Here is a 20,559-nt window from a genome sequence, read left to right on the forward strand (position 1 = left end):
GGTATATCGGTTCCGTTTTTCCATGGCTTCATTATAACTTATTTTTTCCCCTCCCGTGTCTCAACCTATGGGAGCATTATAGCGCTTGTCCCGATCCAGAAAGCCCGATAACAACTAGCACTTTGTCCTTTGTCCTTTGTCCTTCCAACCTTGCAGGCCGCCGAATATTTTTTAAGTCAGTGATCTCAAGCATTGTGTCATCGCTCTTATCTCTATTGGTAACGGTCGTGGTATTTCTCCAATCGAGATTGGGCGTAAGACAGCACGCTGCTCATGAGCAAATAAAAAATCGCAGCTACCACATATAGAAGGAGCGGCTCGTAGGTAGCGGCCGTAATTTGCTGCGCTCTCTGAAACATTTCCGGTACGGTAATTGTAGCGGCCAACGATGTATCTTTCACGAGGCTGATAAACGAGTTGGAGAGCGGTGGCACAGCTACTCGGGCAGCCTGAGGCAAGATAACCCGCCTTAGCGTTTTCGAGCTGGTCATGCCGATAGAGAACGCCGCTTCCCATTGCCCTTTTGGAATCGATAAAATAGCTGCACGGATCGTCTCCGATCCGTAAGCCCCGACACTGAGCGTAAATCCGATAACCGCAGATGGGAAAGCGCCGAGCGTGATACCGATTTTGGGTAATCCGTAGAAAATGATGAACAACTGGACAAGCAATGGTGTTCCTCGAATAACCCAAACGTAAAATTGAGCTGCGAGTACAAATGGCTTCAGGCCGGACAAACGGGCTAATGCCGTAAACAGCGCCAGGATCAAGCCTAGTGCAAAAGATATTAATGTGAGCGGTATGGTAAAAGCTACCCCTGCTTTAAGCAGAGGTAGTAAAGAATCAATAAATATCTCCTGCTGTCTTTCAGTCATGAGCGGCCCCCATCACTTCGATACGTCGGCACCGAAGTACGCTTCTGAAATTTTCAAGTATGTACCGTCTGCTTTAATTTCCGCAAGTGCTTTGTTTACCACTTCAACCAACTCTGGATTGCCCTTGTTGAATAAAAATCCGCTTTCGGAGGCTTTGTCCGCTTCATCTACAACTTTGATCGGAGCGTCCGGCTGTTGTTTCTTGAAATCCAAGAAGGAAAGCCCATCATTAACAGTAGCATCGGTACGTTTGGCAATCAGTAGATCGATCGCTTGGTTAAAACTGTCAGTCGGCACAATTTCAGCTCCATTGGATTTGGCGATGTCCAACAAGTTGCTTGTCAACGATTGCCCGGCCTTCTTCCCAGCCAAATCGGCCAGCTTCTTAATTTCTTCGTTATCCTGATGCACGATCAAGACCGCCTTGGAAACAATGTAAGGATCAGAAAAGTCATATTTTTCTTTGCGATCATCGCGGATGGATACTTGGTTAGCGACGATGTCAAACCGCTTTGCATCTAATCCAGCGAACATACCGTCCCACTTCGTTTCGATGAACTCAGCCTTCAGACCAAGACGTTTCGCGACTTCACGGGCCAGTTCCACATCGAATCCGGTCAACTTGTCATCCTTATCGTGAAAGGTAAAGGGCGCATACGTGCCTTCGGTACCGATGCGAATTACCCCATTCTTCTTGATCTTATCTAGCAACGTCTGCTCCGTTTCGGCGCCTTGTCCGGATTGATTCTGTGCTTTGTCATTATTGCCGCAAGCAGCCAGAGCAATAGAAATTGACAGTAATAAAAGCAGAACTACGTAATTTTTTCTCATTTTTATAAGCCCCCTGATTATTTAAATCCGATAGGATTAGTATGAATAATTACTATATTATCACCTGCTTTGATAGACGTCAACCTTTTTTTGTATATTTTCTATCATATAACAATATATTGAATAAATTACTCTATTCATCAAGAGATGACTAACGAAAGAGTGTTTGAACGAGGGCCGAACGTTTGCAGCAGCTTTAAGTGGCAGCACCAAGAGAGGCTCTGGAGGTAAAATAACGTGAGTTTATTCGTAGTTTAGCTTAGAGTGTGGCTATTCCTATATAGCGCTTCCGTACAATAAAAAACAAGCCGGTCGCCTTTGCATTATGCAAAAGCGCCGGCCTGCCGGGCATAATTTGTAATTATTGCTTCTTCACCCACTGCTCAATATCTTCGATGATCTTCAGGGAGACGTTGGACGGATTGTCGTATTCCAGGCCTATGGACACTCCGTCGTATTCAGACAATAGGTGGTTCACTAACGGATAGGACTTGTACTCTACGTTGCCGCGATCCTTCAAAGTTTCCTTCCACCCCTTTAATTGCTTAAGAGAAACCTGCCAGTCATTTTCTCCCTGCAGAATCAGCAAGGGCGTCTTCTGGTCGCGGGCCAGCAGGGCAGGCTGGTAATCCCGCTGCTCGAACCACCAGTAGGGGTTGCCAAGCGGGAACTGGGAAGGCAGGTTATCTAAGGAGTACTCTGGATTGTGAATCAGTTCCGCCAGTTGCTTGCCGATTGCCACAGCCTGTTCCTGCTGGGCGATAAGCTCGGCCGGCTGCTTGGTGTCGAGCATCAGTTGAAGCGCGTGCTGCTGCTGCTTGGCGACCACATCGTTTAGATTCTCGCTTGGTGCGGAGAGTATAATCGCGCCTTTAATATCTCCCGCCTGATCGGCCTTCAAAATGAGAGGGGCGGCATATCCGCCAAGGCTGTGGCCGGCAATGAAGATTTTGCTGGCGTCAATGCCAGCCGTTTTCTTCAAAAGGGCAACCGCTTTTAGCGCATCCACCCCCGTCTCGTCCCAAAGGGTGAACTTTGCGTTGGCGGATACCTTGGCGGTGTGCTCCTGCGTCACCTTCTCATAGCGTAGCACGGCAATCCCGCGGGCGGCCAGCCCCGCCGCCAAGTCCTTAAACGGCTTGGAGCCTCCGAAGGTTCCATCCCTGTCGTTAGGGCCTGAACCGTGGACCAGAACCACCGCCGGAAAGTTTCCTTCCCCCTTCGGCACGGTCAGAGTTCCCGGCAGCGCAAAAGCCCCCTCTCCGATCACAACCTCCCGCTCTGCATACAGCTCCGTCCGGTCGTAAGCGGCAGGCTGATGGGCGGAGGCTGGTCCCGTCTCATTGCTGAAATTCATATCATCCACTTGCCCAACCTTGTTGAAGCGCACTGTAACTTCCAGCGGAAGTCCCGGCAGCTTCGCAGCATATCGCATAATTACGCTGGTGTGTACCGCGTTTTCCTCCGTGCGGGAGGAAATCTGTCCAGCCTGATCGCCAAGCAGCGGCCGCAGCCGCTCCCCTAAGCTCGCCGCACGCTCTTCCGTCATTACGGCCTTTAGCGCCGAAGAGCTTGTCGCCAAAAGACGGGCGGCATTGCCGTGCAGCAAATTATAAAAATATACAGCCGCTTGGCTGGATAGGTCAGCCTTATCGGGCACAACAGAGCTTCCGTCCCAGTTCAGGGAGGAGACGCCCAGGCTTTCCCGGATCAAGGAGAGGGGTACCATCGTCAGTCCGTTCACGAGCTCCGTCTTGCGCTCGATCCGAATATCCCGGCCGTTGACTTGCACCTGATCCTGGCCGATCTTGAACGAAAAGACGGTTTCTCCTTTGGAAACTCGTACGCTTTGCTCCTGATTGTTCCAGACTACGAGCGCCCCCAGAGACTCCGCAGCGGAACGCAGAGGCACCAGCAGATTCCCCTCCCGCGGGGTTGGAACAGCGCTTGCTCCTATCGAGCCCAGCGGCAAAGTTTGGGCTGGCGCAGCCGCCGCAATGCCCGGGAAAGCCAGGGCCAACACCAGTGAAGCGGCAAGCACCGCCTTTTGCCGACCGGCCGAATTTATGTCTTTCCATGATCTCTTCTTCAAAATCAAAGCCTCCTTTTGATAGGTTGTATTCTCTTCATAGGTTGTATCCTCGACTTCTGCAGCCGCAGGAAGATGAATCCGATTGACCACCGTGCAATTGTCCGTATTGTTGGATCAAGCCGACAGTCTAACTCCTATAGTCACATGCTCCTCACCTCGGACTTAAGCCTATCAGATCAAGGTTAAGAGAGAGGAACTCCCAGTTTAAAACCGGTTTAAATTTCCGGCGATTCGTACAGCCCAAAGTGGATCAGACCCGGTGCGCTTTCGATTTCATAATGGATTCCCAACTCTCTCGCGATCAGCGCTACGATCTCCAGTCCGATGCCTGCCCCTTCTCTTCCGAAGAGGGGTCGAAACCCGGGTCATGATCCTCGATCGCCACGGCAAAGCCACGCCTGGCGTTCTTTCAGACGAATGGCATAGCGGATAAAGAAAAAACATATACGCTGAAATTTTCCTATAAAAAGGGCATTACAAATTTTTCCTATAGCTTGGCTATGTGTAATTTTTGGTTAGGATAGCAGCAAATATGTCCTTATAAGCACTGGTCGATTGCATGAGGTCTTATTCGGATATTAATTACAGTAGCATTTTTTCTAAACGATGTTTTAGAATAGGAATAGGCCATTAGTTTTCTCTCCTTCCGGTTTGCTGGGCACTTACCATTTGGAGGTACCGATGGTTTTTCCTTTTGCGAACTATACGTTAACGGCCAATTATGAATCCGCTTACATCGACGGCTAGGCGTCCATTTTGTGGGTCCACCAATGGGAGCGGAACATAGGAGGACGGGAAAAAGATCCAGCAAATGAGGGCAAAACACTGGTTGTAATAGAGATCTGCAATAATGGGAAAATCCCGCAGAATTGTCTTTGATGCGACAAGGAAGCGAGGATGAAGGGGGCACCGATGAAAACGACAAGCTTAAAAGGGAAAATTACCGTACAGTATTCGCTCCTTTTTCTCGCCTGTATGTCGATTGTAGGGCTGCTTGTTTATCAAGTAGTCGCCGATATTGTGCAGAACATTGCGATTAACTACATTCACGAGACGATCAAGCAAACCAATGAAAAAATCGATCAAACGTTAACTGAGGTGGAGAATAGCTCTTCCACCACGATCAGCAACTGGTACATTCAAACGTTGCTCAACCGTCACGAGAAATATTTGCCGCTGAGGGATAGAGTGCAAGTCAGTGAAATGGTCACGAGCGCTGCCAACCAAAACAGCTATCTGAAGTCGCTTGAGTTGTACTCACCTAAATTCGGCTTCTTCGGCTTCAACGACAGCGTTCTCCAGGCTGCCGACATCAACTTGCACATTATGGAGCGCCGTTTGCCGAACACTAAATTGATGAACAAAATGGTGTGGATGACGACGGAGCAAGGGTTTGACCAGCAAAGGTACATTTTGGGGGCACGCACAATCCCGAACTTCATCAGCGATGACAATCTCGGGTACGTAATGGCGGTGTTGGACGGGACGCTAATCGAGGAAGATTTTCGGGATATCGATATCGGCCAGGGAGGCATCATTTTTTTAATGAACGAGGAGGGACAGATCGTCTTTGCCAGTTCCTCAATTCAGCCGCAGCAAAAAAAGTTGTTTTCGGCCACATTGACGAAGCTGAAAAACGAAGCGCTAGATCACGATATTTTTCAAGTCGACGGGGTGAGATCGCTCATCACATACTCGCACTCCAACAAATCGGGTTGGATGACGGGGGCGGTACTCCCGGTGTCGTCGCTTACACGGCAAATGGCGTATATTCAAAAAATCATCATATGGACGAACGTTGTCGCCATCTTTTTCATTTTATTGAGTGCCGGCGTCCTGTCATCGAGAATTACGAAGCCGATTCGAAAAATGCAGCGGATGATGAAGCGCGTGGAGGAGGGAAACTTGAATGTGTTGCTGCCGAAGACGAAAATCGCTGAAATCAACGAATTGAGCGGTTCGTTCAACCACATGGTGAGTAAGTTGAAAATTTTGATCTATCAAGTTTACGAGGTGGAACTGCGCGAACGCGAAGCCGAATTAAAAGCGCTTCAGGCGCAAATTAACCCTCATTTTTTGTATAATACGCTCGATTCGTTTTATTGGACACTCGTTCTCAACGATCAGGAGGAACTCGGCCGGGATATTATCGCCTTGTCCGACATATTCAGATATTCAATTGGCAGCGGGGAAACGTCTGTGAAGCTGCGGGCGGAATTCGAGCATATATGGAACTATTTAAGATTACAAAAAATGCGTTTTGAAAAACTGGAAACGGATTGCTTCCTTGATCCGAAAATTGAGAGCGCGGATATCTTGAAGTTGATCGTTCAACCGATAGTAGAAAACGCATTCAAACATGGGCTTGAGCAGAGAGATGCCGAAGGCAAAATTAAAGTGGAGGCGTCGCGTGTGAATGAAGATATCGTCATTGCCGTCCGGGACAACGGTGTCGGCATCGACAGCGGCAGGCTCGAGGCGTTGCGTCTGAGGCTGCTCCAAAATGACTCGCTTACGGTAACAGAACAGCATTTTGGCATGGGAATCGAGAACGTTCATCGCAGAATTCGGTTGTTTTACGGGAAAAACTACGGTTTGGAAATTTACAGCAAACCGGCTGAAGGGACAGAAGTGCTCATTCGGATACCTTTTAGGCCCCATAGTGGATAAGGAGGAGATCAACTTGAACATTTTGCTTGTTGATGATGAAGTGCTTGTGACACGTGGATTATCCGTGCAGCTTGGCAAGCATAAACCACAGTGGAATGTGGTCGGACAGGCCGCGAACGGAGAATGCGCCATTAATTTGCTCGACAAACATGATGTCGACATCGTCGTAACCGACATCTGCATGCCGGTTATGGACGGTATGGAATTGACAAGGCGACTGATCAATACGCGGCCCGGTATTAAAATCGTCATTTTGAGCGGATACGCCGAATTCGATTATGCCCGGCAGGCGCTTCGCTATGGAGTCATCGATTACCTGCTGAAGCCGATTGATTACAAAATATTAATCGGAATGTTCGAAAAATTGGAGCAAGAGCTAACCGGTTCCATCATGAAGATTGGGGCCGTTGAGGCGGCTGTCAAATACATCGAAAAAAATTATACCTCACCGTTGCTGTCGTTGACCGAAGTTGCGGAGATCGCCAATCTAAGCCCGCCGCATTTCAGCCGCTCGTTCAAACAATATACCGGCGATTCGTTTATTCAGTTCTTGACGAATATGCGGATCGAGAAAGCGAAACAGCTGCTGGAACACAGCAGCAACATGAGGGTGTACGAGGTTGGCGAGACGATCGGATATACGGACAAGCACTACTTCAACCAGGTATTTAAAAAAATCGTCGGAGTTACACCCGTTCAATACAGGGAAGCAAAAAATCACACCAAATCCTCAAATATTTAAAATTTATTATTGCGCTCGCAGAGGATACAATCAAAATGTAAGCACTTACAAAACGTACATCCAAAGTCGAGGGGGATTTGATGTGAAAAAATTCAGCTTGATTGCAATGGGGTTTGTGCTCCTTGTTGGTCTGCTGACAGGCTGCGGCGGCAATGCAAACTCTACGAAGGGAAACGACACCGAACCCGTGAATAAGGGTGAAGGAAACAGCGGAGCAAGCGTGACGATTAAGATGGCCATCAGCGGCAGCGAGCAGGAGCAGAAATTGCGCTATGAAACGGCGGATCTATTCATGAAGGATCATCCGAATATTAAAATCGAATGGGTCGATATCGGCAACGAGCGCTATCAAAAAACGCTCACGTTAATTTCCGGCGGCAACCCGCCAGATATTTTGTACATTAACGATTGGACGCTTCCGCTAGCTACACGCGGGGTATTGATGCCTTTGGATGATTTCATCAAAGAGGACCATTCGTTCAATCTCGATGAATTTTATCCTTCGATCATCGATGCTTACAAACTGGACGGCAAATTGTATGGATTACCGCAGGATTTGTCGCCGACCGTCATTTATTACAATAAGGACTTGTTCGATCAAGCGAACTTGCCGTATCCTGCGGATGACTGGACACAAGACGATTTTATAACGGCTGCAAAAAAGCTGACGAATCCGGCCAAAAAACAGTACGGATTCATCTTGAGCACATGGAATACCGAGTATGACGGCTGGATGCTGCGCAACGGCGCGAGCCTGTTTACCCCCGATCTGAAAAAAAGCGCGGTAGATTCTCCAGAAGCATTGAAAGCGCTTCAATTGTTGAAGCAGATTGTCGTCGACGATCATGTGTCGCCAAATCCGGCCGAAATACAGGCAATGGGGCAATATGACTATGCGTTGTTCCGTAACCGGCAACTGGCGATGTTCAGCTCTGGCCTGTGGCAACTGCCGGGATTTAAAGCCGAACCCTTGCCGTTCAAATGGGACGTTGTGAGAATGCCGAAGCAGGTCAATCAAGCGACAAAAGCGGGCGTATTGAGTTGGTCGATTCACAAGGATACGAAGCATCCAAAAGAAGCTTGGGAAGTGCTGAAATTTTTCGTCGGGCATGAGGGCATGAAATTGGTCGCCAAGTACAGCATGGCGCTGCCTGCTTCCGATGTGAAAGAGGCGAATCAAATCATCATCGATTCCAAATTTCCAGTTAACGTAAAAGCTTTCGTTGACAGCGCGCCGCTTGTCAATATGGAGGAGTTCAGGCATCCGAAATGGTCCGAGCTTAGTGTTGCGATCAATGAACAGTTGGATCGTATGCTGATTGGCAACCAATCGCCGGAAGACACCCAGAAAAATATGTTTGCCAAGATGAATGAAATTATGGCGGAATAACGAATTGCTTGCTGCAAAAAGGCGGCTTCGTTTACGACGGGCCGCTTTTTGCGAAGGAGGGCTATGGTGAATCTAAAAAGTCTGAAAATTCCGACTTCTATGAAGGAAACATTATGGGCATATGTTTTTATCTCGCCCATCATGCTCGGATTTGCCGTTTTTATGCTGTACCCGCTGTCTGCATCGCTCTACTTGAGTTTCACGAACTCGGATGGAATTACTGTTGCAGGGTTTGTCGGTTTCGACAATTACGTAAAGCTAATGAGCGACAAAGATTTTATCAAGTCATTGTTCGTCACCGCCTATTACACATTGGGCACGGTACCGATCGGTACCGGTTTGGCACTCATCGTCGCAGTCATTTTAAACGCGAAAATTCGCTTCACTACGATTTATCGGTCCGCGTTTTTTTTGCCGGTTATTACGTCGATGGTCGCCGTGGCCACCGTATGGAAATGGCTGTATAACACGGACTACGGATTAATTAACGCTTTTTTGATGAATCTCGGCCTGTATGAGCCGCCGTGGCTGGCTAGCGACAAATGGGCGATGCCCGCAATTATCATGATGAGTATCTGGAAAGGCATCGGATTCAATATGGTGTTGTTTCTCGCCGGGCTGCAGGGTATTTCCCCAACGATTTACGAGGCGGCGAAAATTGACGGGGCGAACGGGTTGCGGCGTTTTGTTCACATTACGATCCCGCTTCTGCGCAACACGACGTTGTTCGTTTTCATTATTGCGATCATCAGTTCGTTCCAGGTGTTTGATCAAGTATTTATTATGACGAAAGGAGGTCCGGCCAAGTCGACAACGGTCATCATTTATTACATTTACCAGAACGCGTTCCAGTTTTTCAAACAAGGATACGCCTCGGCGATGGGCTATGTTTTATTCGCGATCATTTTCGTCATCACGATGGTGCAGTTGAAAATATCCAATCGAAAAGACGTTAACTAAAAGCAAAAGGAGGGGACATCATCGATGTCTGCGCCGAGTACTTCGCTCTCAATAAGCAAGAGGCCCCCGGTATCCGTAAAAGCGGCTGCAGTTAAATGGTTGGCGCGGGCCTTGTTGCATCTGCTATTGATTGTCGGTTCCATTTCTATGATGCTTCCGTTTATATGGATGGTCTCAAGCTCATTAAAAAACGCGAATGAGTTGTATGCCGTCCCGCCGATCTGGATTCCGCAGAAATGGTTATGGCAAAATTTCGTTTACATGTTCGAACATGCTCCATGGGGCATTTACTTTTTGAACACGACTAAAATAACGCTCATTGTCATTGTCGGACAGCTCATCGTCTGTTCGATGGGTGCATATGCGTTTTCGCGCTTGAACTTCAAAGGCAGAGACGCGCTATTTTTTCTCATCTTGTGCACGACGATGATTCCCTATCACGTGACCATGATACCGACGTTTAAAATTATGAAGTCGTTGGATTGGATTAACACGCACAAAGCTTTAATCGTTCCGGCGCTGTTCAGCCCGTTCGGCATTTTCTTGCTACGTCAGTTTTTTTTGACAATTACGAAAGAGCTTGAACAGGCAGCTATGATCGATGGTTGCAGTTATCCGCGCATATTTTGGCACGTAATCTTGCCGAACGCTAAACCGGCTTTGACAACACTCGCTATATTCATTTTTATGGGAACGTGGAACGACTTTCTAGCACCGCTTATCTATTTAAATGACGATGGCCTAAAGACGCTCACGCTTGGTCTCGCTTCCTTCCAGGGAACGAATACGACGCAGTGGAACTACATGATGGCAGGAGCGCTGATTGTCATGCTGCCGATTTTGATCGTTTTCGCTTTTGCCCAACGATATTTTGTCGAAGGGATCACGATGAGCGGCATGAAGGAGTAAGGAGGGAGTCGGAACGGAAGATTGGGACATTTTGATACCGTTTCTGAAGGCAAAACGGGTGCAACAGGAGCGCTCGCCTCCTTGCAGGCAAGGTATATCAGGAAACGTATATGACGCAATGAAACTTTAAGATGACAGGCATAAGGGAGAAATCAGTACCTCGCTGCGCTCTTTGCGAACGTACGGCGGGACAAAACATTCGAGGAGGCAATCATTATGGCAGGTTATGATAAATTGGAATCCTTATTGAAGGATGAAGTGGTACAAAGGGAGCAGGAAGGCTGCAACGTCGAAGGTTTCCGGGAAAAAATTGAGGAAGCTGGACAGGACGAGCAACGTCTGATGGATGTTTATAATGCACTAAAAGCGCTGCCGATTCGCGCCGATTTTCCATATACGGAACCGTCCGAGTTGTCGGCAATCCGAGCGGAACGTCCGGACGGCCCGCGCAAGTTGACGCCGACATGGAGCGATGCCGAGTGGCAGGATAAGTTTCTCGGCGCCTGGCTGGGCAGAAGTGTCGGTTGCGCGCTAGGCAAGCCGCTTGAGGCCGCCCAGTTCATGGAAGGGGCTTTCGGCAATCCCGGATGGAAAAACGTCAAGCTTTGGTTTGAAGGGGCGGACGCGTGGCCGATTCGCGACTATACGCCAGGGCATTCACGCGCCAAACAGGAAATCGGCCTCGAATTGAACGAATGGTGCGCGAAAAGCAGACTGGAAAACATTCGCTTCATGGAGTCCGACGATGACATACGCTATACCGTTCTTGGCCTCATCATGCTGGAGGAAAAAGGGCTGGAGTGGGGTTCGTGGGATATCGGAAAAATGTGGCACCAGAAACTGGCCTACCATCAGCTTTACACAGCCGAGACGCAAGCGTATATGAATTTTACGCAAGTGACATCTCATATGGATACCTGGTTGAAATCGAGGCCGGATGACTTGAAGACAAAAATGGAATGGGTACGTACGCATTTAAACCCGTACCGGGAATGGATCGGCGCGCAAATCCGCGCGGACGGATTCGCCTACGGCGCCGCCGGAAACCCGGAACTGGCCGCGGATTTGGCATGGCGCGACGCATCGTTCTCCCATGTGAAGAACGGCATTTACGGCGAAATGTTTGTCGCAGCGATGGTTGCTGCCGCCTTTGTGGAAAGCGACGCGGAAACGTTGGTCAACATCGGGCTCAGTGAAATTCCTCGCAACAGCCGGTTGGCGCATGACATCCGCAAGGCGGTGGAAATCGCCAAGAGCACTGACGACCAGGTTGAACTCGTCGATCGGATATGGGAAGCATTCAAACATTATCACGCCGTCCATACGAATAATAACGCCGCACTGGTCGCAGCCTCCCTTGTATTTGCAAATGGTGATTTCGAGAAGGGGATTACGACGGCCGTTCTCGGCGGTTGGGATACCGATTGCAATGGTGCTACCGTCGGTTCGGTATTGGGCGCGGTACTCGGTGCCAAGGCGCTGCCCCAACGGTGGACTTCAAAACTGAACGATACGTTGTACGCTGAAGTTCACGATTTCCATCCGATTGCAATTTCGGAGTGCGCGCGTCGCAGCTACGAGGTATTTCGTCGCATTCAAGCGTCGGTGAATAATTAATCGCAAGCATCGGTCGAGAGAATCCGTGAGTCTAACTTGCGGATTCTTTCGATACACAAGCATGGTGCGATTAACTTAGAGAGAGGGGATGAGTCGTAACGAATCTGCTCGTTGCGGCCCACTGCGGCTATCCGTTTCTGAGTACATTTTTAAGGATTAGGTGATGATTATGACCAATGTTTTCTCTATTGGAAGCCTGAACATGGATATCGTCTATCAGGTTTCCGATCTTCCGAAGCCAGGAGAGACGGTTCAAAGCTTGTCCTGCAAGTTGTTCCCAGGAGGGAAAGGAGCCAACCAGGCTGTGGCCGCCTCACGAAGTGGCGCTTCTGTCTGGATGATCGGAGCCGTGGGCGATGATTCGTACGGAGAAGCGTTGCGAAGAGCGCTTCAGGCTGATGGAGTTCGGACTGAGACGGTTCATTCGATAGAAGGGGATACGGGTACAGCATGTATTACCGTGGATGCGTTTGCTGAAAATCATATCGTCCTGGCGGCCGGAGCAAACGGCCGGCTAACGTCTTCCGATATACCCGAATGGATCTGGGGAGAAGCGGCGCTGATCATGCTGCAGAATGAAATACCGTGGCAGGTGAATCGGCATGTGCTGGCAGCGGCCCGAGAGCGCGGTATTCTCGTCATTATGAATGCAGCGCCTGCCATGCATATTGAGGAAGATGTCCTCCCTCTGATCCCAATTCTGGCCGTGAATGAAACGGAGTTGGAAATGATCAGCGGTCAACGTATTAGCGGGAGAATTGATGCCCAGACGGCAGCGGAAAGTTTAATCCGTCGGGGCGTGAGCACCGTGCTTGTCACTTTGGGCAGCGAAGGCTCTTTGTGGTTAAAGTCCGACGGAGAGTGTCTGTGGACGCCAGCATTTCTGGTTGACCCGGTGGACACGACTGCCGCCGGCGATACGTTCATTGGTGCTTTCGCAGCGGAGTACGCCTCGGGTGTCCCGGCCCAGCAGGCGCTCCGATACGCATCAGCCGCTGCCGCTCTCGCCGTGACCCGAGAAGGAGCGCAAAGCTCCGTGCCTGGACGAGAAGAGGTTCTCCATTTCATGCAACCTTAACAGAAAGAGGGTCTGATTTTCCGTGTCCAAGAAAACAAACATCAACATGGTAACCGCTGGATTGCTGGCCGCCTTGTTTATCGGCGCGCTGGACGTCACCGTCGTCGCCACCGCCATGCCCAAAATTACTGAAGAACTGCAGGGCATGAGCATTATGAGCTGGGTTTTCTCGATTTACACTTTGACGACCTGCGTGACAACACCGATCTTCGGCAAGCTCACTGATTTGTTCGGCCGCAAAATAGTGTTCTTGATCGGTATCTTGCTGTTCGTCGTCGGTTCCATTCTGTGCGGCATGGCGGAGTCGATGGCGGCGCTTGTCTTGTTCCGGGCCGTACAGGGAGTTGGCGCCGGGGCGTTGAACCCGGTATGCTTTACAATCGTAGGCGATATCTTCCCCGGCGAGAAGCGCGCCAGAATGATGGGCGTCTTCGGTTCCGTCTGGTCGGTGGCAAGTTTGCTCGGTCCGCTCGTCGGAGGCTATTTCGTCGATCAGGTGGATTGGCGCTGGATTTTCTGGATTAACGTTCCAATCGGCATTATCGCTCTGTTCCTTGTCGTCGGCTTCTTGCATGAAAATTTCGAACGGAAATCGAAAAACATTGACTACCTTGGTGCGCTTACCTTTACCGTGGCACTCTCCGCGCTCATGTACGCTTTGCTGAGCGGAGGAGAGAAGTACGCTTGGAATTCCGGCTTCATCATTGGTTTGTTCGCCATTTCGGCTGTGCTCTTCCTGTTGTTCTATTGGGTGGAGAAACGTGCTGCGGAGCCGATGATGCCGCTGTCGATATTCAAAATTCGGGTGCTTAACGTGGTCAATATTAGCGGCTTTCTCGCTTTCAGCGTTACGACGGGCATGACGATCTACGCCCCGATCTGGATTCAATCGGTGCTTGGCCATTCGGCGACCAATTCCGGCTTAACCGTCATGCCGACATCGATTGCATGGACGTCCGTCGCCTTCGTAGTTGGAGCAATTATGTACCGGATCGGCATCAAAGCTTCAGTCGTGTTCGGTTCACTCCTCGTCCTGGCGGCAAGTGTATGGCTCGTGACCATGACGGTAGATTCGCCATATGCCTTCTGGGTTGGCATCATGATCGTGTTTGGCCTTGGGATGGGATTCGTGGCGACGCCGCAGACCGTTATCGTCCAATCTGTTGTAGGTTGGGAGATGCGAGGGGTCGCCAATGCCTCGAACGCGTTGATGCGTTCGCTCGGTCAGACCGTAGGCGTGGCCGTGTTCGGCACGGTCTTCAATCAATATGTAACGACGGGCGCAAAAGTGGAACTGGTCGCAGGCATGAACGCGGTGTTCATCCTGCTGGCCGTGATCGCTGCCGCTAACTTGCTTTCGGTGCTGTTCCTTCCGTCCCACAGCAAAGTGGTGGCCCAGCAGAAATCGGCATGACCGGTTTAGACAGTATGCCTCGGCAACCGGCCCAGCTTCGGTGCGAAGCCCGAGACCTCACAGGTTGATCCTCTGACAGGTGCGCTGGCTGCAAGCAGGCGATCATTTTAGGAGATACCAAGCAGCTACCGCAGATGGTTGACCAGGAAATCGAACAGAAAATCCAATTCGAGGCAGCTTCATTTAACTATGAAAGAAACCGCAAGCGTTAGGGACTTCTCCCCACGGCTTGCGGTTTTTAAGAGTTCTATCGCTCAAAGAAATCTGCATTCTCTTTCGTTCGCTAGTGAAACTATAGGACGCATACCGCGTCGAATTGCGAATTTGGTGGAGATGTACTTCTGGATTTCCGTCTTCGGATAGCAGGCGACAATGGCCTGAGAGAAGCTCGTCAGATTGTCCTGGACGCCCCGGTGTTTGAGCTCATTCAGCACGCTCAGCCAAAACTTCGCCGATTCACATCCCCAACCCTTCTGTTACCTTCCATTTTAATCGGTTTTGGAGTTTACACAATCTATTTTACAGACTCTATCTTGGGACACTCCACCGTGTTTTAAGACGTCAACAGAATTTTTTAGCTTTCCCTTTATGTTTTCAATCACTTGAATAGAATACTTTGTATATGGAGTGCCGACTTCTTTCGGCTTACCATTTTCATTTTCCATCGTGACTATATTTTTGTAAATAGTTCCACCATTCCTGACCACTTTACCTACAAAAACATAATCTACAATACCAACTGCTTCATTTTTGTTGTTAACGTCATATACAAAACTTCCCCTTATCGGGAATATAGGAAGGTTATTTGTATCAACATTTTCAACAATAAATTCAGAATTCTTAGCATCATTATCTTTACTCAAATTACTAAAACCAAATGCTCCCCCCACGATAAGAGCACCAACAACAACTGTAATAATATACTTATTGAATTTCACAGAATCTCACTCCCTTGCTTTAATAATTATTATATGCAGCATCATAAGAATCTTTATCATTTTGGGATAAAGTGATTTTACTTGTTTGGCTAGGGGCCATGATCGATTTTCCCATTTGGATAAGTGAGACCAGTATTACCATTTGCAACATCTATATCGCTAACAAAAACATCCTCTATGACAAAGATGCTATCCGGTCTTATTACACCGTTTTTGTAACCATTCCATATAGAAGCACCTGTATCTATGTGACTCATATAGATACTATTTCCATCATAATCAAGATGTTTCCCTGAATCAACTAAATGCCATATCTGGATATATAAAGTAGCAAATGCAGTTACGTTAAAAGCAAATATTAAGCGAAAATAGCCTTTCAAGTTGTTCAACCGACTCGATGTAGGCATCAGAATAAGATTCGATCTTGAGCCCGTAAGTGCCGCCGTGCCGCTTTGCTTCTTACCTAAAGATGCTCGTCCATGCGCTCTTGAACCAGGACGTTGCTAGCCGGAAATTTAAAGGAAAGTGAAAGTTTAGATCCGCGGGAGAGAGATTGTCGAAATGTCCGTGAGGCTGAGGAGTTGTTTGCCGAAGATGCAAAGATAACGAAGGATACGATCGTATACTTGGAGAGGTGCAAGGTTATAATATGTTGTGGTATCGGGGTCGATACAAGCAATGTGCTTGGCCTTACTGGTTGTGGATTTATTGCTCAACAGGTTGCTGTTCGGGCACAGGCATTTAGTATGAAAGTTGTTTCGCTTATAACCCTGTGTTGCTTCGTCAGGAGTTAACAGATAAATTAAAATATCAAGCTCCGCCTTTAGCGTAGCCTCCGGCACATCCTTAAACATGTCTTTCATGGTTGTCTGAATGTGTGTGATGGACTCATTTTACATAGATATGGTCAATCGCTCGGAAATGGAGTAAAATGCTTCTTGTAAACTCATTTAGCGATTCTATCCTTTCGTGTGGGAACATTAGGATACTATATACAATCGCCTAACTGGGTTACTTTTCTATGCAATGTTTTTGAAAAGAACTTTGACAGTCCAGTTTGCAATAGGTCACCTCAAGTATGCATATGTATTCTTCTACGACAGGACAGGAAGCCGCTCGGTTATGTCGTCTAGCAAGCTTGTTTTGTCTACGTTGGAACGTAGCACTTGAAACACCATCCGGTCTGTTTATTCTATATAATCTAGAATTAATGCGGTGTCGTGTGAAAATAATAGAATGAAAAGTAGTTATCGAGGCTTTTTTCGACAGGCTGAGACACCTTTAGAGGTGTCATTTTTATCTATTAGGGTTACACAGTGGTGATAAGGCAATTTGCAGTAACAACTTGTCAGAAAAATTGAGATAATGTTGTCTTTTTGGAACCTTTGCCGAATGCAAGATTTCCGGCGATTTATAAATTATAATTGGCCTAGATGCTTGTAGGATGAGAGGAGGATAACCTTTGAATCAGCCTCCATGGATGGAATCAACGATCGAAGAAGTCGTAGAGAGATATACAGGATATGTAAAAAGAACAGCAAGAAAATTTGTTAATGTTAGAATGGTTTATGACAAATGGTTTTTTGAAGACCTGATACAACAAGGGTTTTTAGGGCTCATTGAGGCGTATCCCAAATATGATTTTAGTAAAGGGAAAGACTTTTTTTGGCGTTACGCCTATAAGTTCGTAAAGGGCAGAATGATATACGACCCAGTAAAAAATTAAATAGAGCGATCACCTTACCAGATATCACAGGCGCTCGATTGCTCCTATAGCATGGCTGCAGAAGCGGTACATTTTTTATCAATAAGACATACGATTTATCTCTATGAACCTGTTACCAAAAACAGGATATTAAAGCAAATCTACAAGATTGTATAAATGACACAGCATCCATATAAGTACAATAAAAATAGCCGTAAATGTCCTTTGAGAGAGTTGCGGTTTTTTGTGTTGTAGGCCAACTTAGTAATAATCCAAAGATTAAATAGATTTTGGATGATATAATAGTTCCGAATAATATCATAGAATGGAACTAAGATTATTCTATTTGTTGGAGGCTGGGCATGATGAACTATAAAGCATTTATTTCTAGTGCTCTACAGTTTGAGGTGTTAGAGCATGATCAGGTAATCGCTAAAGTCAAACTGGACTACTCGAATCAGAACGTTGATGTTTGGCAAGATGACAAGGTGTCGCCTGTTTTCTTGCCTTTCCCCGGAAAGAAAAAAGTGTTTGTTAGCGACGTACTAGATTATTTCGAATCTCGGTGTCTACCACGTACTCGGCATCACATTGGTAAAGTATTGCACTCCCTAGGACTCCGCGATTATGTACCAACCGATATAGTAAAAAAAACACATGGTGTATTATATGATGACTACGTGTGGATTCGATTCTCTGGTGAGGAGTTGACATGCGCTGATGTCCATCCCCGTTTTGCAGGTGAGCAAGGATTTTCGTCAAACTTTTGTGAGCAGCAGTAAGGGAGATCAACTGAAATGGAAAATGGGAAACGTATGGGGAAAAGCTAATAAATTTGGCTATGAAGGTCTGGCAGAATGGGTAGCGTACGAAATGATTAAACGCTCAAATATTCATCCCCAGTTAGTAGTTCCCTATAGCCAGTGTATATTGAGAGAAGATTACGGTAGTGATTATCAGGGGTGTTATTCCGAAGATTTCCTCCAGCCGGGGGAGAGTCTTATTTCTTTACATCGGATTCTGGAAAGTTACGGTGTTAAGTTTGACGATGTACTTCGCGATCAAAGCACACGTGACTCGGTCCTTTTTATAGTTGAGTTTCTTCGTAACGAAATAAATTTGGACACTTTAGATTACTTTTCAATAATGTTGGAGTTGGATGCTTTTTTGTTAAATGAAGACCGTCATTTGAACAATATTGCTTTTATTCATGGGCCAACCAGCTATAGACTCTGCCCATATTTTGATCATGGCTTGAGTCTACTATCAGATATAACGGATTATCCATTCAGTATGCCCATAGATGTGGCCTTACGGAATGTCAAGGCTAAACCATTTAGTAGAGATTTTTCAAAACAAGCACGTGCTCTAGAGTCTACCCTTCAATTTGATCGTACCGCAGTCCTGCAATTTATAGAGCAACATGATGAAGGACTTGGGAGGGTTTCGAAAATCCTAAGAATGCAAATACGCAAGTATGAGTATTTATTTGTTTGAAGATGTTTAGCTGGTGATATTACTAACTTTGCTAGACGGCTATCTGTTACAGTTCCAGCATATGCCCCTTCCGAATGGCAGCTTTATAGTCCTTGCCTCAGCTCTATAGAAAAAGGTACTTCTTTTCAGATATCGTCCTGTGTCTAAAGTGTATGAATAGCAATCATGGATGCCGGAGGATATCAACAAGTTTGGGAAATTTATCTCGAAAAACAAGGTTATTAAACCGAACACAAGCGATTCATGGCTCCAAGTATATATTTGTTTGAAGGATGGACAGACGATAGTAGGTTGCTCTTGCGATTCGGAGCCATGTACAGGCCTCAGGCGCTTAAGATTTAATACACTAATCCAAAATTTGGTAGACTCATTCTTTCCAATCTAAGATGCCCAGCACATCTTTGTTGCCGTCCGGATCGACCCTGATCACCATAGAAGCCGCTTTATCCACGGTGGCCCCATTTGAAATGAGTGTAGGAAACACTTCGATGCCATAAAAGCCTTGCAGGTGATCTTGAATGTCTCGGGTGCTGACGCTCTTGGCACAAAGGTTCGTAATCTGATACTCGTTGCCCGTGACAATCGTTTCATTTTTCGTAATTACTACCAACTCAAACTTGCCCAACCGGTCGCGCGGCACAATGATCTCCATATCCCCATATCCGGTATGAACGGTTTTCTTTCCGCATCTGTTTCGGTTGTTCTTCGTTTCTTTGTTGTGATTATATGGCGTTAGTCAAGCTGAGTGTCGAGTTCCGTCTTCAGCGTAGCTTCCAGCACGAATCGCTTGCTTCAAAATTTTTCTGTCATTTATTTCCTCTCCGAAATCGATGGTGTGTTGGAACTTAGTAGGTTCCATTTTGATCGTTTTCATTTAATAAAGGATGAACGTATTCGCTTAAAAGGAAATTTATAGATCTTGAAGTAGAAATCTCCTATGGAACATTAGGGTATCTTACCGATAGCAAAACTTGACTTGCGCGTAAATGTCTGTGCTATCGTTATCTTCGGACAAAGGTCCGATTCCATAAGCGTAGTATTGGGAATGCCGCTGGCGACTTTAATTACAAACTTAACAATATAAAAAAACCACTCCCTAATGAATATTAAAGAGTGGTAATTGCTTTAATAAAACTTCAATTGAAAGAGCTCACCGGACTAATTGCGAGGCTCCTGTTTTGCAAGCTCTTGGATCATTCCTCCTATTTGCTCTACCAATGCAGCCGGTGCTTTCTTTGGTGAACCTGAATCAAACGGAGGCTGGGGATCGTATTCCAGAATCAATTGAACACCTTTGCTCGCGTCTTCTCCAAATTCCCACGCTACTAATTGGAGCGCCATATCGATACCTGAAGAGACACCAGCTGCTGTAATCATTTTGCCCTGACGAACGACTCTCTCATGTGTTGGTGTGGTTCCAAGAGATTGAAGCACACCGAAGGAGCCCCAATGTGTGGTAGCTGTGACTCCATGTAACAAGCCTGCTGCACTCAAAATCAGAGAGCCGTTGCAAACAGATGTTGTCCATTTCGTAGTTTCATGTATTTGTCGAATCCAATTTAACGTGTCTTCGTCTTTCATTGGCGTTTTATAATTTGGCGGAATACATCCTGGAACAAGAAGAATATCTGCTGAAACCACTTCAGAAAAACTGTAATCAGCATGCAAATACCCCATATTAGAGTCCAGTTTGATTAATCCCTTTTTCTTGGCCACAAATTGCACTTCGCATTTCAGTGTAGTAGCGAATACATCATACGGACCAATCGCATCTAATGCAGTCATTCCATCATAAAGCAAAATTGCCACTTTCATATAATCTCTCCTTAGAAGTAAGATTA

Annotated in this window: 17 protein-coding genes and 2 pseudogenes; 11 read left to right on the plus strand and 8 right to left on the minus strand. The window is 47.1% G+C overall.

What is annotated here, in order from left to right:
• Nucleotides 1-212: 212 nt before the first annotated feature.
• From JFN88_RS08725 to JFN88_RS08735, 3 genes are all read right to left on the minus strand, one after another.
• The gene (locus JFN88_RS08725) at nucleotides 213-875 is read right to left on the minus strand and encodes an amino acid ABC transporter permease (RefSeq protein ID WP_199018941.1); all 663 of its coding nucleotides are present in this window, start codon (nucleotides 873-875) and stop codon (nucleotides 213-215) included.
• A gap of 12 nt (nucleotides 876-887) precedes the next feature.
• A complete protein-coding gene (locus JFN88_RS08730) occupies nucleotides 888-1,706 on the minus strand; it encodes an amino acid ABC transporter substrate-binding protein (RefSeq protein WP_199018942.1) in 819 nt (272 codons plus the stop codon).
• A gap of 361 nt (nucleotides 1,707-2,067) precedes the next feature.
• The gene (locus JFN88_RS08735; protein ID WP_199018943.1) at nucleotides 2,068-3,798 is read right to left on the minus strand and encodes an alpha/beta hydrolase family protein; all 1,731 of its coding nucleotides are present in this window, start codon (nucleotides 3,796-3,798) and stop codon (nucleotides 2,068-2,070) included.
• A gap of 912 nt (nucleotides 3,799-4,710) precedes the next feature.
• Here JFN88_RS08735 and JFN88_RS08740 point away from each other — a divergent pair.
• The 8 genes from JFN88_RS08740 (at nucleotide 4,711) to JFN88_RS08775 (ending at nucleotide 14,578) form a co-directional block, all read left to right on the plus strand.
• On the plus strand, nucleotides 4,711-6,468 hold the full coding sequence (locus JFN88_RS08740; protein WP_199018944.1) for a sensor histidine kinase: 1,758 nt from the start codon (nucleotides 4,711-4,713) through the stop codon (nucleotides 6,466-6,468).
• A gap of 13 nt (nucleotides 6,469-6,481) precedes the next feature.
• A complete protein-coding gene (locus JFN88_RS08745; RefSeq protein WP_199018945.1) occupies nucleotides 6,482-7,210 on the plus strand; it encodes a response regulator transcription factor in 729 nt (242 codons plus the stop codon).
• 82 nt (nucleotides 7,211-7,292) lie between these two features.
• The gene (locus tag JFN88_RS08750) at nucleotides 7,293-8,600 is read left to right on the plus strand and encodes an ABC transporter substrate-binding protein (protein WP_199018946.1); all 1,308 of its coding nucleotides are present in this window, start codon (nucleotides 7,293-7,295) and stop codon (nucleotides 8,598-8,600) included.
• A gap of 63 nt (nucleotides 8,601-8,663) precedes the next feature.
• Entirely contained in the window at nucleotides 8,664-9,560 is an 897-nt protein-coding gene (locus JFN88_RS08755) for a carbohydrate ABC transporter permease (protein ID WP_199018947.1), read from the plus strand.
• A gap of 24 nt (nucleotides 9,561-9,584) precedes the next feature.
• Nucleotides 9,585-10,469 (plus strand): carbohydrate ABC transporter permease, encoded by an 885-nt coding sequence (locus JFN88_RS08760; protein ID WP_199018948.1) that lies wholly within the window; start codon nucleotides 9,585-9,587, stop codon nucleotides 10,467-10,469.
• A gap of 216 nt (nucleotides 10,470-10,685) precedes the next feature.
• Nucleotides 10,686-12,086 (plus strand): ADP-ribosylglycohydrolase family protein, encoded by a 1,401-nt coding sequence (locus JFN88_RS08765; protein ID WP_199018949.1) that lies wholly within the window; start codon nucleotides 10,686-10,688, stop codon nucleotides 12,084-12,086.
• 169 nt (nucleotides 12,087-12,255) lie between these two features.
• Nucleotides 12,256-13,164 carry a ribokinase gene (gene rbsK, locus JFN88_RS08770; RefSeq protein ID WP_199018950.1) on the plus strand — a complete coding sequence of 303 codons (909 nt, stop codon included), beginning with the start codon at nucleotides 12,256-12,258 and terminating at the stop codon, nucleotides 13,162-13,164.
• Between the two features lie 22 nt (nucleotides 13,165-13,186).
• Nucleotides 13,187-14,578, plus strand: coding sequence for an MDR family MFS transporter (locus JFN88_RS08775; protein ID WP_332908453.1), 1,392 nt, complete (start codon nucleotides 13,187-13,189; stop codon nucleotides 14,576-14,578).
• Between the two features lie 294 nt (nucleotides 14,579-14,872).
• On the opposite strand, the pseudogene JFN88_RS24470 reads toward JFN88_RS08775, so the two are convergent.
• From JFN88_RS24470 to JFN88_RS08785, 3 genes and pseudogenes are all read right to left on the minus strand, one after another.
• Nucleotides 14,873-15,036, minus strand: a pseudogene (locus tag JFN88_RS24470) (transposase); the annotation flags it as partial.
• Between the two features lie 30 nt (nucleotides 15,037-15,066).
• Complete coding sequence (locus tag JFN88_RS08780) at nucleotides 15,067-15,516, minus strand: hypothetical protein (RefSeq protein ID WP_199018951.1); 450 nt, start codon at nucleotides 15,514-15,516, stop codon at nucleotides 15,067-15,069.
• Nucleotides 15,517-15,605: 89 nt separating this feature from the next.
• Nucleotides 15,606-15,896 carry a hypothetical protein gene (locus JFN88_RS08785; RefSeq protein ID WP_233167615.1) on the minus strand — a complete coding sequence of 97 codons (291 nt, stop codon included), beginning with the start codon at nucleotides 15,894-15,896 and terminating at the stop codon, nucleotides 15,606-15,608.
• A gap of 1,082 nt (nucleotides 15,897-16,978) precedes the next feature.
• Here JFN88_RS08785 and JFN88_RS08790 point away from each other — a divergent pair.
• The 3 genes from JFN88_RS08790 (at nucleotide 16,979) to JFN88_RS08800 (ending at nucleotide 18,718) form a co-directional block, all read left to right on the plus strand.
• Nucleotides 16,979-17,242, plus strand: a complete 264-nt coding sequence (locus JFN88_RS08790) for a sigma-70 family RNA polymerase sigma factor (RefSeq protein WP_199018952.1) — start codon at nucleotides 16,979-16,981, stop codon at nucleotides 17,240-17,242.
• A 341-nt stretch (nucleotides 17,243-17,583) separates the two neighbouring features.
• On the plus strand, nucleotides 17,584-18,003 hold the full coding sequence (locus JFN88_RS08795; RefSeq protein WP_199018953.1) for a hypothetical protein: 420 nt from the start codon (nucleotides 17,584-17,586) through the stop codon (nucleotides 18,001-18,003).
• On the plus strand, nucleotides 17,942-18,718 hold the full coding sequence (locus tag JFN88_RS08800) for a HipA domain-containing protein (protein WP_199018954.1): 777 nt from the start codon (nucleotides 17,942-17,944) through the stop codon (nucleotides 18,716-18,718). The genes JFN88_RS08795 and JFN88_RS08800 overlap by 62 nt, the downstream gene beginning before the upstream one ends.
• Nucleotides 18,719-19,033: 315 nt before the next feature.
• Here the strand turns inward: JFN88_RS08800 and JFN88_RS08805 are convergent.
• Nucleotides 19,034-19,436 (minus strand): annotated as a pseudogene (locus tag JFN88_RS08805) (transposase); the annotation flags it as partial.
• 440 nt (nucleotides 19,437-19,876) lie between these two features.
• A complete protein-coding gene (locus JFN88_RS08810; protein WP_199018955.1) occupies nucleotides 19,877-20,533 on the minus strand; it encodes a DJ-1/PfpI family protein in 657 nt (218 codons plus the stop codon).
• Nucleotides 20,534-20,559: the final 26 nt, after the last annotated feature.

It is taken from the genome of Paenibacillus roseus (genome assembly GCF_016424485.1).
GTDB lineage: Bacteria > Bacillota > Bacilli > Paenibacillales > Paenibacillaceae > Paenibacillus_D > Paenibacillus_D roseus.

Coding starts and splice junctions, on each gene's coding strand:
- JFN88_RS08725 (WP_199018941.1), bottom strand. CDS start 875: ATGACTGAAAGACAGCAGGAGATATTTATTGATTCTTTACTACCTCTG.
- JFN88_RS08730 (WP_199018942.1), bottom strand. CDS start 1,706: ATGAGAAAAAATTACGTAGTTCTGCTTTTATTACTGTCAATTTCTATT.
- JFN88_RS08740 (WP_199018944.1), top strand. CDS start 4,711: ATGAAAACGACAAGCTTAAAAGGGAAAATTACCGTACAGTATTCGCTC.
- JFN88_RS08755 (WP_199018947.1), top strand. CDS start 8,664: ATGGTGAATCTAAAAAGTCTGAAAATTCCGACTTCTATGAAGGAAACA.
- JFN88_RS08760 (WP_199018948.1), top strand. CDS start 9,585: ATGTCTGCGCCGAGTACTTCGCTCTCAATAAGCAAGAGGCCCCCGGTA.
- JFN88_RS08765 (WP_199018949.1), top strand. CDS start 10,686: ATGGCAGGTTATGATAAATTGGAATCCTTATTGAAGGATGAAGTGGTA.
- rbsK (WP_199018950.1), top strand. CDS start 12,256: ATGACCAATGTTTTCTCTATTGGAAGCCTGAACATGGATATCGTCTAT.
- JFN88_RS08795 (WP_199018953.1), top strand. CDS start 17,584: ATGATGAACTATAAAGCATTTATTTCTAGTGCTCTACAGTTTGAGGTG.
- JFN88_RS08800 (WP_199018954.1), top strand. CDS start 17,942: ATGTCCATCCCCGTTTTGCAGGTGAGCAAGGATTTTCGTCAAACTTTT.
- JFN88_RS08810 (WP_199018955.1), bottom strand. CDS start 20,533: ATGAAAGTGGCAATTTTGCTTTATGATGGAATGACTGCATTAGATGCG.